16 protein-coding genes are annotated in these 16,954 nt (G+C 34.1%); 5 read left to right on the top strand and 11 right to left on the bottom strand.

Annotation, left to right across the window (positions count from 1 at the left end):
- The first annotated feature begins 2 nt into the window (after positions 1 to 2).
- Positions 3 to 767: a patatin-like phospholipase family protein gene (locus E0W69_RS13280; protein ID WP_131330535.1), complete on the top strand. Its 765-nt coding sequence runs from the start codon at positions 3 to 5 to the stop codon at positions 765 to 767.
- A gap of 22 nt (positions 768 to 789) precedes the next feature.
- Here E0W69_RS13280 and E0W69_RS13275 read toward each other — a convergent pair whose 3' ends face one another.
- The 4 genes from E0W69_RS13275 to E0W69_RS13260 all read right to left on the bottom strand — a co-directional run bounded on the left by E0W69_RS13275 (position 790) and on the right by E0W69_RS13260 (position 4,675).
- On the bottom strand, positions 790 to 1,236 hold the full coding sequence (locus E0W69_RS13275) for a hypothetical protein (protein ID WP_131330534.1): 447 nt from the start codon (positions 1,234 to 1,236) through the stop codon (positions 790 to 792).
- Between the two features lie 29 nt (positions 1,237 to 1,265).
- Positions 1,266 to 3,314: a TonB-dependent receptor gene (locus tag E0W69_RS13270; protein WP_131330533.1), complete on the bottom strand. Its 2,049-nt coding sequence runs from the start codon at positions 3,312 to 3,314 to the stop codon at positions 1,266 to 1,268.
- Positions 3,315 to 3,323: 9 nt separating this feature from the next.
- Positions 3,324 to 4,202: a FixH family protein gene (locus E0W69_RS13265; protein ID WP_131330532.1), complete on the bottom strand. Its 879-nt coding sequence runs from the start codon at positions 4,200 to 4,202 to the stop codon at positions 3,324 to 3,326.
- A 167-nt stretch (positions 4,203 to 4,369) separates the two neighbouring features.
- Positions 4,370 to 4,675, bottom strand: coding sequence for a hypothetical protein (locus E0W69_RS13260; RefSeq protein WP_131330531.1), 306 nt, complete (start codon positions 4,673 to 4,675; stop codon positions 4,370 to 4,372).
- A gap of 166 nt (positions 4,676 to 4,841) precedes the next feature.
- Between E0W69_RS13260 and E0W69_RS13255 the strand changes: the two genes are divergently transcribed.
- Positions 4,842 to 6,635 carry a MutS-related protein gene (locus E0W69_RS13255; RefSeq protein WP_131330530.1) on the top strand — a complete coding sequence of 598 codons (1,794 nt, stop codon included), beginning with the start codon at positions 4,842 to 4,844 and terminating at the stop codon, positions 6,633 to 6,635.
- A gap of 9 nt (positions 6,636 to 6,644) precedes the next feature.
- Here E0W69_RS13255 and E0W69_RS13250 read toward each other — a convergent pair whose 3' ends face one another.
- The gene (locus E0W69_RS13250; protein WP_131330529.1) at positions 6,645 to 7,532 is read right to left on the bottom strand and encodes a DMT family transporter; all 888 of its coding nucleotides are present in this window, start codon (positions 7,530 to 7,532) and stop codon (positions 6,645 to 6,647) included.
- Positions 7,533 to 7,778: 246 nt separating this feature from the next.
- Between E0W69_RS13250 and E0W69_RS13245 the strand changes: the two genes are divergently transcribed.
- The 3 genes from E0W69_RS13245 (at position 7,779) to E0W69_RS13235 (ending at position 11,509) form a co-directional block, all read left to right on the top strand.
- A complete protein-coding gene (locus E0W69_RS13245; protein WP_131330528.1) occupies positions 7,779 to 8,117 on the top strand; it encodes a hypothetical protein in 339 nt (112 codons plus the stop codon).
- 141 nt (positions 8,118 to 8,258) lie between these two features.
- Positions 8,259 to 10,409: a TonB-dependent siderophore receptor gene (locus E0W69_RS13240; protein WP_131330527.1), complete on the top strand. Its 2,151-nt coding sequence runs from the start codon at positions 8,259 to 8,261 to the stop codon at positions 10,407 to 10,409.
- A gap of 2 nt (positions 10,410 to 10,411) precedes the next feature.
- The gene (locus E0W69_RS13235; RefSeq protein WP_131330526.1) at positions 10,412 to 11,509 is read left to right on the top strand and encodes a PepSY-associated TM helix domain-containing protein; all 1,098 of its coding nucleotides are present in this window, start codon (positions 10,412 to 10,414) and stop codon (positions 11,507 to 11,509) included.
- Positions 11,510 to 11,557: 48 nt separating this feature from the next.
- On the opposite strand, the gene E0W69_RS13230 is transcribed toward E0W69_RS13235, so the two are convergent.
- The 6 genes from E0W69_RS13230 to E0W69_RS13205 form a co-directional block, all read right to left on the bottom strand.
- Positions 11,558 to 12,589 carry an aminotransferase class I/II-fold pyridoxal phosphate-dependent enzyme gene (locus E0W69_RS13230; protein ID WP_131330525.1) on the bottom strand — a complete coding sequence of 344 codons (1,032 nt, stop codon included), beginning with the start codon at positions 12,587 to 12,589 and terminating at the stop codon, positions 11,558 to 11,560.
- Between the two features lie 3 nt (positions 12,590 to 12,592).
- The gene (locus E0W69_RS13225) at positions 12,593 to 13,690 is read right to left on the bottom strand and encodes a mandelate racemase/muconate lactonizing enzyme family protein (protein WP_131330524.1); all 1,098 of its coding nucleotides are present in this window, start codon (positions 13,688 to 13,690) and stop codon (positions 12,593 to 12,595) included.
- A 121-nt stretch (positions 13,691 to 13,811) separates the two neighbouring features.
- A complete protein-coding gene (locus E0W69_RS13220; RefSeq protein ID WP_131330523.1) occupies positions 13,812 to 14,417 on the bottom strand; it encodes a superoxide dismutase in 606 nt (201 codons plus the stop codon).
- 101 nt (positions 14,418 to 14,518) lie between these two features.
- On the bottom strand, positions 14,519 to 14,953 hold the full coding sequence (locus E0W69_RS13215) for a nucleoside deaminase (RefSeq protein ID WP_131330522.1): 435 nt from the start codon (positions 14,951 to 14,953) through the stop codon (positions 14,519 to 14,521).
- 10 nt (positions 14,954 to 14,963) lie between these two features.
- Positions 14,964 to 15,356, bottom strand: a complete 393-nt coding sequence (locus E0W69_RS13210; RefSeq protein ID WP_191967841.1) for a c-type cytochrome — start codon at positions 15,354 to 15,356, stop codon at positions 14,964 to 14,966.
- A gap of 109 nt (positions 15,357 to 15,465) precedes the next feature.
- Positions 15,466 to 16,941 (bottom strand): Gfo/Idh/MocA family protein, encoded by a 1,476-nt coding sequence (locus tag E0W69_RS13205; RefSeq protein ID WP_131330520.1) that lies wholly within the window; start codon positions 16,939 to 16,941, stop codon positions 15,466 to 15,468.
- Positions 16,942 to 16,954 lie beyond the last annotated feature (13 nt).

Here is a 16,954-nt window from a genome sequence, read left to right as displayed (position 1 = left end):
ATATGTACAAAATAGGCTATTGTTTGTCCGGTGGCGGCGTGCGTGGCATAGCACATCTGGGAATAATTAAAGCCTTAGAAGAAAAAGGAATAAAACCTGATATCATCTCCGGTACAAGTGCGGGTGCTATTTTTGGAGCTTTTTATGCAGGAGGATTTACACCAGATCAAATAGTAGAAATTATCAGCAAAGTGAAATTTTTGGGTAGAGCCAATTTACAATTTAGAAAACCGGGATTATTTAGAATGGATGTTTTCGATCGGATATTCAAATTATTTTTCCCAAAAAATCAAATTGAAGCTCTCAAAATACCGTTCATCGCCGCAGCGACGAATATCAACACAGGAACGATAGAATATTTTAATTCGGGAAATTTGTCCGAAGCAATTCGAGCATCCTCTTGTATTCCCACTGTTTTTCAACCGGTTGTGATAGGTGCTGATGTTTATTTGGATGGAGGTATTATGAACAATTTTCCTATAGAACCCTTGTTGGGTAATTGCGAATTTATAGTCGGTAGTTCCGTGAATTCAATGGAGATGACCAAAGGGAAAATTAGAATGTTGGATATTATTGACCGTACATTTAACCTATCCATCAACAAATCTGTTTTGGATAAAAGTAAATATTGTGATTTGTTTTTTGATCCACCTGCGATGATGCAGTTCAAGATGCTAGATTTAAAGCAGTCTCGACAAATATTCGAATACGGATATGCTTATGCAAAACAGAAATTGAATAGTTGGAATATATCGCAAGAGCAATAGTATTGTTCTTGCGATACTAGGATTATTTTTTTAAGATTTCCTCTGCATTTTTTAATGCGGTACCAAGACTATCCGCTACACCGCTTACCCATTTAATATTGGATTGTAGATATTGAACTTTTGCGGAGGAATCCATGTTGGGCATATCCATATCAAATTCATCCATCCATTTATTCATGCTACTATCTGCCAAGTCCAGATCTTTTTTTGCTGATTTCCAAGTTGTTAAAAGTGTTTGATCTACTTTTTTTGCTTGTTGCAAACTGTCAATTTTATGTGAAAGATCTTGTGCTGTTTTTTCCACACGACCCATTTTGCTCATACCTTCATCATGACCATGCATCACGATTTCCATCATAGAATCAATCGGAGATTTGCCCGCTTTAGCAGGCGTATTATTAGTGCTTTGACAAGAGTAAAATAAGGCTGTGCCTAAGGTAAGACCTAAAAATAATTTGTTGTACTTCATTATTTATTATTTGATAGATGTAAAAATACTTAAAACTTGTAGGAAATGGAACATTCAAAATTTCTGCCCATTCTTGGGAGTTTTAAAACGTCTAAATGTTCGTAGTAATATTTATTTAGAATGTTGTTACATTGAATATTTAGGGCAAATTGTTGCCATTCTCTTGACGCTCCAGCATTAAATATTATAAATCCTGGAGTACGTGTTTCCCCATAAAAACTACTCACATGATTTTGCGTTGCGGATAATTGTTGGGATAAATAAATATTGATCAAATTTGGATTGTTATAACTAATCTGCGTAAAATCTCTAAATGGCTGTATTAGAGGAAGCGCATGACCTTGGTTGTCTTTTCCGTATTGATAAGAGCTATTATTTATAATGGAAAAATGAGGATCAAAACTATAATTTAAACTCCACTCTGCTCCAAATGAGTGTGCAGAACCAATATTCTGATATTGTTTTACACCTCTGGCGTTCGCCGTCATAGCCTCCTTATTGGGTTGTACTGTACCAGCGATATAATCAGAAAATTGATAACCAAAAACACTGATAGAACTATGTAATTTATCTTTGTGATAGTTTACACTAAGTTCAATATGTTGTATTTTTTCTTGTTTTACGTTTGGATTGCCAATATAGTCATAGTTGTCCGTCGGATTGTAAAGGTATATGGAATACAATTCCTTTGTCATAGGTGATCGTGATTGACTATTGAACGTTCCATATATATTCCAATGTGTATTTACAATATAGCGTGCATCCGCAAAAATATTAAATGGAATATAGTTATGCGAATTATGACTCATTGTAATTGTACTAAGTTGTTGTTTTCCTATATCAGAATACAACTTATTCATGGAATATTCAATATTGCCACCAATATTAAATTCCCAGTTGGTAAAATTGTTGTAATTATAGTTGATTGTTAAATTATTATCCAATTTTTGCGCATCTGGAATAGTCAACATAAACATTTTTGTCTGTGTTGCTGTTGGATACATAGTCATCGAAGCATTCCATCTGAAAAAATAAGATTCTAATTGATAACTTATTTTTTGCTGTTGATTGATTGGCATATCCCATTGTAAAAGATTGCCGATTGTGTGATCTTTTCCTGGCATATCCATATGCATCGCCACTTGTTCGATTGGACGTTTGGTGTCATCCATTGCATGATTAACACTATTTAAATAAAATTTTTCGTGTACTTCAGAAATGAAATTGCCAGCTTTTTTCCAATTGTATTCTATGCTCGCGATATGCGCAATAGCATGTGATACATCCATCGTTAATGCGGGATATCCAATATTATGCGCCTCATCTTGCACATAATCTATAGATAGTTGACTATAATTATTGATCGCATATTTAGTGTTTGCATGAATATTCCATTTCGAATATTGGGAAAAATTAATTTTACCTTGTTGATTTACTGTAAATACTTGTTTGTTGGACCATGTTCCGTAGTTTACAATATTAGAATCTTTATTTCCTCCTGGTGTATAATCGTGCGCTTTGCGATAGATGCCATCCATATGAAAAGCCCATTTGCTGGAATGATAATTTATAGTACCTAAATAACGCTGTTCGTTATTATTACTATTCCAAACCGTACCAAAATTCCCATCCCAATTTCGATTACTATCTATTTGTGCTGTATTTAATTGAAAATTAATATTGCCCATACTATTGCCAATTGTTTGGTTATAGTTGGAAGTATTTACTACGATTTTACTCAGATTGTTGGGCTCGATATAAGACGAAGCCGGATCCATACGATCTGTACAAGCGCTAAAAATACGCATTCCATTGATCGTATTGCTCAGTTGATTTTCATTTAGACCTCTTAATACTGGTTCTTGTGCAAATGCACCACGACTAATTAATGAAATTCCAGGGATTTTTTCTAACAAAGAAGTTACTTTTTCATGTCCATTTCCATGATTAGATTTATTATCACTTGTCTGGATAGTAACTTCTTTAATTCCATCTGCTTCTAGTGTATCTTTTAGTCGTGTTTGTGCGCTACTTGAATAAGAAACTATTAAAAGGGCAATTAATAGTATTGACCTCATTTTACTAATTTAAAATGCTATTTCTAATCCGGTAGAGTCGATAAGACTAGATCCGTTTTGCATTATTTTAATGAAATTTAAAGTCCATGCTCCACCCATTGTGAAGTTTACGCTTCCTTTGTAATGTCCATTTGTCGTATTTGTGGGTATGGTATTATTATCGGAACTATGACCCATATCCGGCATATAAGGATAGAAGTTGGTTATAGTTAAATTGTTTATGGGTGTAAATGATAAAGCTTCATGGTTGTCTCCTCTATAAATCGAAACTTCCAAGTCTTGTATTCCAATTTTTTGACTCGCCTGCTGCGGAGTTACCAATGCGATATAATAGGTATAGCCATCATTGCCAGCAACTGAAGTGAAAAATTGCGTATTGATCTTAATGTTTTTTGTCGCAAAATTATATTTAACAGTATCGTATGTAATATTATTAATTGTGATGGCATATCTCATTGTCCAGCCCGTATAATTTCCAGCATTGTCATAAGATATGGTAGATCCATGTATAGGCATAAATGCGCCAGTATATCCACCATTAGAAGAGGCGTAAATTGGTTGTTCTACAGGACCAGAATGTCTATGCATGCCCGCATTGGCAGTCATTAATGGATCGAAAAGGATTGTCGCATTAGTAATATAAGTACTTGTAGTTGTGTCTTTAATTTTTAATATGATAGGATTGTAACCAACGATTATAGAATCTGTATGGATGTAAGTTTCTATTTTATAAGGAGTCGAGTTTATTGTTTGACTATTGATTAGATTTAAGGAATTCGTTTCCGAGGGAGTTGTTATATTATTATCACTTTTGGAACAAGAATATAGATAAATGATAGAACTACTAAGGAAAAAAAGAATATAGTGTTTTTGAATGTATTTACGCATGTCTTTAGATTTAGTGCATACGAAGTCCTTTCCCTATTTATGTTGAAAATAGAGACTTGAATGCATGTGAATTTGGAATTTACATGTGCTTTTTTGCAAAAGTGTATTGTAAATTCAAATGAATGAAGATTAAACTATGTAATTATAGTTGCTAATAAGTATGTAGACTATGCACAAGGTGGTTTGAAAAGACTATATTGTCTTTTGACTATATTTTCTGAGGGATAATATAGTTGGTAGTTTTTGGTTTGGATAGGAAAACTTGAAGTTTCTGGTAAAATCGGGGTGTAATTATGGTTAACTACGATTTCGTATTTGGCAAATTGATCACCAAGATCTTTGGTTTCCTTTTGCTGTTCTTTTTTTAATTGCCTCATCAAAAAACAGTGTCCATTACAATGCATACTAGGCCGATATTTATTGATACAATATTTTGCGGCGATAGCATCCTGATTAATGTAAAAATTAATCATCACAATGTTTTTACTAAAGCTCATTGCGAAAAAGGACAATAGGAATAATATGGCTGTGATTTTCCTCAAACTAAAAAAAGATAGGCAAATATAAATGAGAATAATTATAAATAAAATCTTTACTATATTTTATTCTGACAAAAAATACTAAGCTTATCTTTAACCCATGAATGAAGCAAGAGAAATTTATTTAAAAAATATATCGGAATTACAATTAGAAGAAACTAATCTAAGTAAAAAACGCAAATTAATCGGTTGGGCAAGATTTTTAACTATTGTTGCTTTGATTGTTTGGATGGTGAAGATGTTTAAAGCTTCATTGCCTATATTAATTGTTGGTATAGTATTATTGTTGATTCTATTTCTTGTTTTTGTGGCGATTGATGTAAAGTGGAAAACTGCTTTATTATATACGCAAAGTTTGCTTAAGGTTAATAGAAGAGAGTTAGATGGCTTGGATGGGAAGTTTTCAACGTGGGAGAGTGGAGACGTCTTTAATGATCCTACACATGCATATCTTTCGGATCTAGATGTTTTTGGTAATTTTTCCATATTCCAATATGTGAATCGTGCAAATACGAGTGGTGGTAAAAAAGTGTTGGCTCAATGGTTTAAAGAAAAAGCCGATAACTCAATCATTTTACAAAGGCAAAAAGCGACACAATATTTATCAAAACAATTATCCTTTCGTCAAGATGTAGACGCTGTCGGATTGGATAATCCTATAGATGAAAACGTATCCAAATTGGTTGATACTTGGACCAAATTACCCAATCCTTTAGCTGCTGGAGCTTGGAATGTCGTGAAGATTGTTTATCCAATAATTACTTTGTCTACACTTTTTCTTTATCTCAATGATTCTATTTCTGGCGGTATGTTTTCCTTAGCGGTCTTGGTATTTTTGATTTTTTCATTTGCTCAAACAAAGAAAATTACAGCATCCTACGATGCAATCAACAAATTGGAACCTAAAATAGCTACCTTATCCAAACAATTGTCCTTATTTGAAAATCTCAAAGTAGAAGGTGAGTTGCTGGTGACTTTGCAAAATAAATTGCGCAATGAAAATATTTCAGCCTCTAAATCTATAGCAGATTTGCGTAAGATTTTAGAAAAATTTGATGTTCGGATGAATGTATTTTTGTTCTTTTTTTTGAACGCATTCTTGCTGTGGGACGTTTGGGTTACACTTGCTTTGAATAAATGGAAAACTGCATTTGGAGATAAAGTTTCCTTGTGGCTAAATACTGTATATGAAGTAGAAGCCTTGAATAGTCTGGGTACGTTGACATTTAATCATCCGGATTGGATTTTTCCAACTATAAATGATACGTATTTCAATATGGCTGCAACGGAAATAGGGCATCCGTTAATTGCAGCATCCAAACGTGTAAATAATTCATTTGCAATCAATGGACAAGATAAAATTGCGCTTATTACAGGAAGTAATATGGGTGGAAAAAGTACATTCCTAAGAAGCTTAGGTGTTAATTTAATATTGGCAAATTGTGGTGCGCCTGTTTGTGCACAATCTATGACAGTCTCTCCGACTAAGTTGATGAGTAGCATGCGTATTGCAGATAATCTAGCAGAAAATACCTCTACATTTTATGCAGAACTAAAGAAACTTAAACAAATTATTGAAGCCGTGAATGGAGGGGAAAAAGTATTTGTATTGTTAGATGAGATTTTACGTGGAACCAACTCTTTGGATAGACATGCAGGTTCAAAAGCACTGATGACTCAATTAATCGAACAAAAAGTGGTTGCGGTAATTGCAACGCATGATGTAGAGTTGGCAAGTATGCAAAATGATTATCCTGGTAAAATAGAGAATTATCATTTTGATGTGCAAGTTGCAGAGGATCAACAATTATACTTTGACTATAAATTGAAAAATGGTATTTGTCAGCGTATGAATGCCGCTATACTAATGCGTGAAATAGGAATTAAGATGTAACTCTAGACGTTAATACGCTTTTTTTAATTTGCGATTTTGATACATTGATTTAACCATTTGTAAAGAAACAGATAGTATTATAAGCGCCAATCCTACATAAAAAGTTGGAGTTAATTCTTTGTTTTCATGATAAATAAACATAGCACCGATGATGCTGTAAATTGGTTCTAAGTTGAAACTCAAATTGATCGTAAATGCATTGAGACTTTTTAAAACATTGGCAATTAATAGGTATAATAAAACCGTACAGAAGGACGAAAGTAGAAATAAATACATTAAGTTTTTTGCGTCAGGAATATAAAAATGCATATTATCCATTTTTAATAGAAATGGCAATAGTATGGAAATGCCAACCCAACCGCCCATCATCTGATAACAGTTGATATTTAGTAGTTCATAATTGTGAACCATTTTCTCGTTATACATGACATAAAGAGATGCAAATAAGGAAGAAATGACACCGATGAGAATGCCTTTTTGGAAGCTTACATCTATATTAAATATGAATCCGACACCGATAAGTGCAATACAACTCAATAATAATTCCCCCCATCTGAATGGAACTTTATTAATAATAGGATTCAATATTGCCGTAAAGAAACTAGTCAAGCAAAAACAAACGACGCCGACAGAAATATTCGAATATTTAATACTACTGTAAAATAAAACCCAATGTAATCCAAGTAATAACCCTCCAAAGCCTTGACGAATGGTATCTTTTAAATTGTATTTTTTTATTTTTTTTGTCAATAAAAGAATTAGAAAAAGAATTATAAAGGAAAAAAATAATCTATACCACACTAAAAGACCAGCTTTTAACGTGATCAATCGTCCAAATATTCCAGTAAATCCTGCCAAAAAAATAGCCGCATGTAAAAGCGCAAATGACTTTTTCATTTTCCTAAAAATTTTATCTTCTCTACTTAAAAAATAGAGGGGCGCAAAGGTAAATCAAATTTAAGTGAGGCGTAACATATTTAGAAAAAATATTATTTATTTCATGATTTCTTAAAGTTAGTTTGGAAAAATTCAACCAACGAGTTGGGATTTACTTTATCTTTGCTCGGCTCTAGGTTTAGTAAATATTTACACACGATATTGAAACAAGTAATAATTATAATCACGTTTTTAGCATTTGTATGCATGTCTTTCAGTAAGGCATTCGTGATTGTAGATTTTTACGCCAATAGGAGCGAAATAGAACTAAAATATTGTGTCAATAAAAATCGTCCTCTTTTACATTGTAACGGTCATTGTTTCTTGATGAAAGCTTTGAAGAAAGAACAACAACAGGAGAAGGATTTGGGCGATTCATTCAGTAAGGTGAATTCCTTGATTTGCCAACACTATTTTTCCTCTGTTCAAAATATTTCTCCAAAATATACTATCAAATCTGAGAGATTATTTCTTCATGATAGTCCTATCTGGCAACTATATGTAGTTGATCCATTATTAAAGCCACCGGCTCAAGTGCTTGCTTAATCTTGCATTTTTTTCTATTATTAATACATTTTTTGTAGTAGGAGTATTGTACTCTCTACTATAGAAAAGAATGTACTATATAGGAGAAAATTGCCCTTATACTTGTTTTAAGAAAGCATTTATTTACATCAATTATTTTACATGAAATTCTCATATGGACAACCATTCTTAGTAATGGTTGTAGGACTATTGTGCATTACAATGACGTATGCGCAGAAATATCAACATGATACGCTCGAAGAAGTAAAAGTAAAAACAACTTTACTTGATTCTAAAGATATAGCAAGTGAACAGGCGGCTAGACTTCCAATAAAGGATCTAGAAAATCCACAGGTGACAAATACGCTTTCAGGTAAATTATTGAATAATAGAAACTATAATCTCATATTCAATATGTTGTCCAATGTCGCCGGTGTGGCGTCTGCCTGGGCTGGCGAAGCTCCTTATTACTCGATACGTGGCTTCAGAACCAATGCTAATTTTCGTAACGGTGTGGATGGATATGTCGCTTATGATATCGATCCTGCAAATATCCAACAGTTGGACGTTGTCAAAGGTCCTACAGGAACATTATTTGGAGGGACGATGACAACATTTGGTGGGGTGATTAATCGTATTACCTATAAACCACAAGATTCTTTATTTACCCAAATTTCTATCGCGGGTGGCAATAATAATATGCAGCGAGCAACATTTGACTTTAATTCTACATTAGATAAAAATGGTCAAGCGCTTTTTCGGATCATAGGTGCTTACAACTATAAAGAAGGATTTCAAGATCAGGGTTTGAATAAAAGTTTTTTTATTGCACCTAGTTTTTCTTATCAAGCAAATTCTAAACTAAAATTGTCTTTGGATGCAGATATTTTTCATAGGAGTTCTGTGAATGTATCGATGGTTCAGCCTGCTAATCCATTGGCAAATGGAATTTTAGTGAATCCTGATAATTCTAAAGATTTAGGATTAGATTATAAAAGAACATTTACCGATAATAGTTTACAATGGAATACGATGACGGTGAATCTATATGGAAAAGCTGTTTATAATATCTCGGATAAATGGAGGTCTGAAACAAATGTAGTTAGTACGAATAGCCAATCTAATGGTTATTATCAGACGAATACGATGATCCAACATGATAGTTCTTTAATTAGAAAAGTCGTTACTTATAATCCTGAAAATATCACTAGTCAACAAATTCAGCAAAACTTTATTGGTGATTTTAAAATTGGAAATATTCGCAATCGTCTAGTTGTAGGGTTGGAATATTTTCATTATATTTATTCAATTGTTTCTAAGTCCTTGTCTTCTTTTGATACAGTTGCTTTGTACGGTTCTAATCCGAATTATGGAATGTTAACTGCACAAACAGTAGATACTAAATTGCTCAATACTACACCGACCAGAACCAAAACGGAATATGCTACTTACTCTGCTTATTTTTCTGATGTAATTAATCCTATAGAAGCCTTGTCTGTTATGGTTAGTGCACGTATAGATCGCAATATTAATCAAGGTACTCTTAATCAATTGACTGGTGTAAAATCTGACTCTTATAATCAAACATCCTTTTCTCCAAAATTGGGTGTTACTTATCAAATTATTCCAAAATATCTTGCAGTATTTGGTAATTATATGAATGGTTTTCAGAATGTTGCACCGATGAGTCAAATTGATGGAAGTGTTTCAAACTTTAAACCAGAATATGGTAATCAATTAGAAGGTGGATTAAAATTTGACTATAATAAATATCTTACAGGTTCTATTTGTTACTATGATATCAATGTTTCTAATGTGGTTCGTTCTAATCCTGACGATATCTCTATGTATATTCAAGATGGAAAACAATATAGTCGTGGTGTGGAATTAGATGTACAATCCAATCCGATAAGTAGTTTTTTCGTTCATGTAGGTGGCGCATACAATAATAGTAAATTAAGTGTGTCTGATGCAAATACACAAGGCTTGCGTCCGATTAATTCTGGTCCAGCTTGGATGGGGAATGTATATATAAACTATGCCATTCAACACGGGAATTTACAAGGTTTATCTTTCGGATTGGGCGGTAACTATAACGGTAAAACGGTAATTATTAATAGTAAATCTGCTGGACAATTTTATACAAATGCCTATAGTATCGCGAATGCCGTTATCAGTTATGAGAAAAGTAGATATGTGTGGACATTGAGTGCCGATAATTTGTTTAATGAGCATTATTATTATGGTTCACGTGGATTTATTACACAGGGATTTTTACGTCAAGTAGTTGCTTCATTCAAAATTCGTATGTAATTATGCAAAGCAAGAAGCGAATAACGAAATTGGCATTTCGGGTACATAGTTGGGTGGGTATTTTAAATACACTATTAATTATAATATTCTGTGTTTCAGGAATGATTCTTCTTTTTCGAAAAGAATTGGATAGAAAATTTAATCCTGAATTACACTATGTACAACCAGCAAAACAAAAGGTGCCGATTGATCGTATTTTTAGAAATTTGATTAAAACGCATCCTGATTTAAGTCAGATCGCATTGCATGATTTTCCAGAAGATAAGTATGATAGTTATGAATTTCTACTATATAAAAATCAAAGAGAGATTTCAAAAGACTATCTCTATTTTGTATTTGTAAATCCATACAATGGAAAAGTATTGAAAGAAGGTTATTATAGTGACTTTCATGCTTCTTTTTTTCGGTGGTTGTACACGCTGCATTACGCATTGTTATTGAATCGGCCAGGTAGATTTGTTACGGATGTTTCCGCTATATTCATGTTATTGTCGATTATTTCAGGTATAATAATTTATAGGAAAAATATCATTAATGTTATTTCATTTAAGTCTCGGGTAAATCATAAAAATACACATACTATAAACTCTTTCTTTCATAGGATTTTAGGTGTTTGGAGTATTCCTTTTATTGCCGTTGTTTTCTTTTCAGGACTATGGTTGAATAGAGAATTATTGAATCCTTTCGATTGGAAAATGAATATACCCAATACTTCCAATTGTTTAGTTTCTGCTAATATAGATTCCGTCCTACAAAAAGCAAACTCGATAGCTGGATTTCATACTATAGCCATCAATGTTCCGACTATTGTAGGGAAAGATATACTGGTTCGTGGTTTGTTTGATGATTCGGGTTGGCTGTTGGGAAATGACAAGGGGAGTGATATAAATTTTGATGCTAAAACGGGACTATTAATTCAAATTAATAAAGTAAATCAAAAACCTTTTGCACAAGCTTTTAGATATGCATTGTATGTCCTGCATACAGGAAAATATGGAGGAATAATTATTAAAATTTTATATATTATAGGAGCCATTGTTCCTATATATTTATCCGTTTCGGGTGTTTATTTATTCATGAAAAGAAAGAAATATTATTAAGTTTTGTCAAAATAATAAAGATCATGATTTGGGAAAGATTGTTATAGTTTATGAAAGATATTTCTTTACTAACTTAGTTATTTTTTCCAAATCATTTTCAGTATGTGCTGCATTTATTACTAAACGATTCAATTTTGGACCTTTTGGGTCTGGGTATGCAAATGAGGAAATGATACAATTTTCTTTCAAAAAATCTGTTTCATTTAGAGAAGATGGCAATAATGCAAGCGGCAATTCAGGATGTAGTTTTATGTCCTCGATTCCCTCAAATAACTGCGCCATCAGCTGAATATTTGCCTTTAATTTTTCCAATTGTGTTAGGTAAATTTCATTTGCATGTAAAAAAGCGTAAAGTTGTGCAGGTGGTGGTGGCGTTACTGCGGCGAAAGAAGGCTGTTTGTGTAATTGGTTTGCTATTTCTCTAGTTGTACTTACAGCTCCAGCTCCAATACCAAAAGCTTTACCTAAAGAATAGGTATAACTATAATTTATATTTTTTGCTTTTTGGATATAACTAGAAACTCCTTTGCCATCCACGCCTGTAATGCCAAATCCGTGCGAATCATCTAGTATAAAATTCGCAGATTGATCTAAGGTTTGTAGAAAATTGAAATCATATTTTTCTACATAAAAATTATTAACGGTGTCGGACGCAAATGTTGGATAAGTGCCGGATTGTATCGTTTCTGCACAAGTTTGTTGCCATTTTCGAACATCTTTTTCCGTATTTTTTTTCTTTAAAATCGCAGGATGAGAAAAAGGCGAATTTTCCAGATTAGATTCAAATAATTGCGTAATTGCTTGACCCGAACTAAATCCCGATCCATACAGAACAGTAGCCTCGGATTCAGTTAATTCGGATAAATAAGCTTCACATTTTTCAAATAAATCTATTTTGGTATTGCTGATTCTTGCTGATGCATACAACCAGCCATATTTACGCAAACCTTCATTTAGTAATTGTAAAAAATCTTTGTTTTCATGAATGGACAAATAATCATAACCAGAAAAAAACAGATATTCCTTTCCATTAATGAACGCATTTCTGCTAAATTTTCCATCCAAATACAAATCTGACATGGCTTAAATTTTCCAATTTTCTTGTTTGTCTAAAAATGCTTGTTCGACTTCTGCACCGATGCCAGGTTGTTCTGGTATCGTGATTTTTTGACCAGTATATTTAATGCCACCAATTACTGGATCTTCTGACTGTCCCAAAAGTGCCGTATCTAAATCAAAATATTGAATATTGGGTATTGCAAGTGCGAGATGCAAATTGGCTGCCAAGGCTAGGCGTGACTCCATCATACTGCCAAGCATACATTTTATTCCAAAACCTAGCGCTACTTCGTTAATCTGAACAGCTTCATGGATACCGCCACTTTTGGCCAATTTAATATTGATAAAATGTGCTGCTTTTTGCGACAAAATTCGTTCTGCATCATAATGTGTGAAAACACTTTCATCCGCCATTATTGGAATTGGGCTTGTTCGTACCAATTCTGGTAATTTGTAATCCAAATGTTTTCGCATGGGTTGTTCGCAAAATTGGATGTTGTATTCCGATAATATTTTCAACATCTTCTTTGCTATCGCAAAATCCCAACCTTGATTAGCGTCAATTCTGATATTTGTTGTAGGTAAAAGTATTTTTCGAATAGCTTTAACTCTTTCAATATCGTCTTCTGGAATTTTTCCTAATTTGATTTTAATTGTTTCAAATCCTTGATTTTCAAAAGATTTTGCTTTTTCTGCCATGATGGATGGCGTATCGATTCCGATAGTTACATCTGTGATGATGTCTCTTTTTTCTCCACCTAAATATTTGTATAAAGGTAACTGGGCATTTTTTGCAGCGATATCATATAATGCCATGTCAAATGCAGATTTGACTGTGTAATTTGCGTAAGCATAAGTATCCAATTCTTTCAACCTAGTTGGAATATCTAAAGGATCTTTTTCTTTCCAAATTGTGGCGAAATCTTTTGCCATTTCAAAACAAGTGGCTTGTGTTTCTCCAACAATCATCGGAAAAGCAGAACATTCGCCATATCCAATCAAGTTGTTGTCTGTGAATATTTTGACTAAAATATTTTGGGCAAAATACATGGTCCCTGTTGCAATGGCAAAAGGATCAATCGGTATGGGAAATTTATAGACTTCTATAGATTGGATCGTCATTCGTAGCAATTTGGCTACAAGGTAGAAAGAAGTTTTGAATAAGTGTGCGTTTTTCTGCGTGTTTTAAAATAAAAAGCGTGTCCGAAAATCGAACACGCTTTACACTTCAATTATAGATCAACTATTTTGCTGCTGCGTATAATTCAGCAACTTTAGTCCAATTGATTACGTTCCAGATAGCTTTCAAATAATCAGGACGTACATTGCGATATTTCAAATAATAGGCATGTTCCCATACATCGATACCAATGATAGGAGTGCCTTTTACTTCGGCTACATCCATTAAAGGATTATCTTGATTAGGTGTAGAACTGATTTCTAATTTTCCTTCTTTGTTAACGATCAACCAACCCCAACCGCTACCAAATTGACCAGCAGCTTTTGCATTCAATTCTTCTTTCAATTTATCCAAAGAACCAAATGTTGCGTTGATGTCTTCCAATAAAGCGCCAGTAGGTTCGCCACCATCTTTGGAAAGAATATCCCAAAAGAATGTATGATTCCAGTGACCACCAGCATTATTTCTTACTGCTTTAGAATAAGTACCAGCTTTTGCTACTAATTCTTCCAAAGATTTGTCTGCATCAGGAGTTCCTTCGATTGCTTTGTTAAGATTGGTTACATAAGCATTGTGGTGCTTATCGTGGTGTAACTTCATTGTTTCTTCATCAATATAAGGTTCCAATGCATCGTATGCGTATGGAAGCGCAGGTAATGTAAATGCCATAATTATTAATTGTTTAGAATTTAAAATTAAATATTTTACGAGCTCTCTGCTCGATATATTTTACAACAAAAAGAAAGCCACAAAGTTCAAAACTGCCAGATTTACCTTTTCGATTTAAAGAAATCTTTCATCAGTTGAGCACATTCCTCTGCAAGAATGCCACCCGTTAATTGTGTTTTTGGATGAAATGGAGAAATGTTGGTGTATTTGCGATAACCATTTTTGTCATCTGGCGCTCCATAAACAATACGTCCCAATTTACTCCAATGTAAAGCTCCGGAACACATCAAACATGGTTCTATGGTGACATACAAAGTTGCTTCAGGTAAATATTTTGCTCCCAAATAATTGCAAGCAGTCGTAATTGCCAAAACTTCCGCATGCGCTGTCGGATCATTTAATAATTCAACTTGATTGTGCGCACGAGCAATGATTTTATCTTTCAATACGATAATTGCGCCGATGGGAACCTCGTCTATATCAAATGCATTTTGCGCCTCGCGAAGAGCTTGGCGCATATATTGTTCATCTGTCATGAAAAATTGTCTATTGATTTTTTAGCAAGAAAATATAGTGCAACATTTTTGTCGCATCTTCTTGACTAAGATTGGGATGTGGCGTCATCGGAATCTGTCCCCAGTGACCACTACCACCTTTTTGAATTTTGGTAATTAATTGGGGGATATCTGCATCCGTGTATTTTTTGGCAATGTCTACAAATGCAGGACCTGTTGCCGTTTCAGAAACTTTGTGACAAGTCAAGCAATCATTGGTTTGTACCAAATCAAATCCTACTTTATAGGCTGGATCTTTGGTAATATCTCCAGCCGCGCTTGTTTCAGTGGGCGCTTCTTTTTTTTCACTACTATTTCCACCACAAGAGTATAATGCGGATAAAAATAGGCTAGAGGCAAGTATTAAAAGCGAAGATTTTTTCAAAACTAAATCCTTTAAATGGTTAAGTATTAAGTTGATATTTTACAATATTATTACATTTTATCGAAACGTATAGTTGTCTTTTGAAATAAAAATCAAATTTGAAATAGGATTAAATTTCTCCCCAGCCATTTCTATAAGTGCGTTTTACAAATTGATTTGCAGCTTCGAAATTGGTTACTCGAAGATTTTGAGCATCCCAATTTAAAGTAATATCTCTACCCGGAAATTGCGTTTTTCCTTCTGCATTGGTCGTTTTTAAATTAAAACTACGAATGGCTAAATTTCCCATTAAAATGGATTCTGTCAAAGGAACCGCATATTCTTCAAAAGGAGAGGAGACCATTTTATGCCCTTTTTCATAACCAGCCAAACAAGCTTCTACCCATTGGCTATAATGACCGCTATCACTGCCAGGTACGCGAGGATATTTTTGAGCAATGCTTGATGCTTTCGCAGCAGCATCTTTGGATAACAGTCTCGGACCTCTGCCATAAGTGCCATAAAGCATTTTACCTTTTGTGCCACGGAAAATAGCTCCATTTCCTTTGTCATCAGGCAAACTCATAGATTCATTAATGGAAAGTTCTTCTGGTCGTTCGGGTTGTATGCCACCATCCATCCAATTGAGTTTGACTTCTTTTCCATTTTTCAATTGATATTTAAAATGAACCGCGGAGGATGCTGGACCACTTTCTGGATAAAATGCTTGTTTGAATATGCCATCATAAAATGTAGATACGCTACAATATACTTCCGTCGGGAAACCTAATTCCAATACTTTAAATGCAGGACCGATTAGATGACAGCCCATATCACCTAAGGCTCCAGTACCGTAATCCCACCATCCACGCCAGTTAAATGGAACCAAATTTTCGACATAATCTTTTTGCGGAGCAGTTCCCAACCAAAGATCCCAATCCAATTCTTTTGGAATATTGAGCGATGAATTTGGCCATTGAATCCCTTGCGGCCAGACGGGGCGATTTGTCCAAATATCAATTTCTTCAATATCTCCAATCAATCCCGCTTCGTACCATTCCATCATCGTACGCACGCCATCGCCAGATGCTCCTTGATCGCCCATTTGAGTAACTACTTTGTATTTCTGAGCAGCATCACCGAGTACTTTTGCTTCGTATATATCATGTGTTAATGGTTTTTGAACGTAGACGTGTTTTTTCAACTGCATTGCTCGATGCGTGATGATCGCATGATTATGATCCGGCGTACCGACGGAAACAGCATCGAAATTTTTAGATTCTTTATCCATCAATTCACGCCAATCTTTGTAATATTTTGCTTTGGGAAATAATTTTCTATTTTCTTCTGCTTGTCGATCATCGACATCACATAAATAAGCAATTACGGCATGAGGATTCTTGGCAAATTGTCGAATGTCATCTCCACCTTTTCCGCCTGCACCGATGCCGGCAATTAGTAATTTGTCACTAGGCGCAACAAAACCTCTACCTAAGACATGCCGTGGTACAATGTAAAATCCAGTGGCCGCGAGCATGGTATTTTTTATAAAATTCCGTCTGGAATTATTGGACTTTGTTTCTTTAGAAGTCTGATTTGGTTTCATGTTGGCAATCTAT

Origin of the sequence: Rhizosphaericola mali, assembly GCF_004337365.2 — a bacterium.
In the GTDB taxonomy this organism is placed as follows: Bacteria; Bacteroidota; Bacteroidia; order Chitinophagales; family Chitinophagaceae; genus Rhizosphaericola; species Rhizosphaericola mali.
This window is presented reverse-complemented; position numbering and strand designations above follow the sequence as displayed.

Coding starts and splice junctions, on each gene's coding strand:
- E0W69_RS13280 (WP_131330535.1), top strand. CDS start 3: ATGTACAAAATAGGCTATTGTTTGTCCGGTGGCGGCGTGCGTGGCATA.
- E0W69_RS13275 (WP_131330534.1), bottom strand. CDS start 1,236: ATGAAGTACAACAAATTATTTTTAGGTCTTACCTTAGGCACAGCCTTA.
- E0W69_RS13270 (WP_131330533.1), bottom strand. CDS start 3,314: ATGAGGTCAATACTATTAATTGCCCTTTTAATAGTTTCTTATTCAAGT.
- E0W69_RS13265 (WP_131330532.1), bottom strand. CDS start 4,202: ATGCGTAAATACATTCAAAAACACTATATTCTTTTTTTCCTTAGTAGT.
- E0W69_RS13260 (WP_131330531.1), bottom strand. CDS start 4,675: ATGATTAATTTTTACATTAATCAGGATGCTATCGCCGCAAAATATTGT.
- E0W69_RS13255 (WP_131330530.1), top strand. CDS start 4,842: ATGAATGAAGCAAGAGAAATTTATTTAAAAAATATATCGGAATTACAA.
- E0W69_RS13250 (WP_131330529.1), bottom strand. CDS start 7,532: ATGAAAAAGTCATTTGCGCTTTTACATGCGGCTATTTTTTTGGCAGGA.
- E0W69_RS13245 (WP_131330528.1), top strand. CDS start 7,779: ATGTCTTTCAGTAAGGCATTCGTGATTGTAGATTTTTACGCCAATAGG.
- E0W69_RS13240 (WP_131330527.1), top strand. CDS start 8,259: ATGAAATTCTCATATGGACAACCATTCTTAGTAATGGTTGTAGGACTA.
- E0W69_RS13235 (WP_131330526.1), top strand. CDS start 10,412: ATGCAAAGCAAGAAGCGAATAACGAAATTGGCATTTCGGGTACATAGT.
- E0W69_RS13230 (WP_131330525.1), bottom strand. CDS start 12,589: ATGTCAGATTTGTATTTGGATGGAAAATTTAGCAGAAATGCGTTCATT.
- E0W69_RS13225 (WP_131330524.1), bottom strand. CDS start 13,690: ATGACGATCCAATCTATAGAAGTCTATAAATTTCCCATACCGATTGAT.
- E0W69_RS13220 (WP_131330523.1), bottom strand. CDS start 14,417: ATGGCATTTACATTACCTGCGCTTCCATACGCATACGATGCATTGGAA.
- E0W69_RS13215 (WP_131330522.1), bottom strand. CDS start 14,953: ATGACAGATGAACAATATATGCGCCAAGCTCTTCGCGAGGCGCAAAAT.
- E0W69_RS13205 (WP_131330520.1), bottom strand. CDS start 16,941: ATGAAACCAAATCAGACTTCTAAAGAAACAAAGTCCAATAATTCCAGA.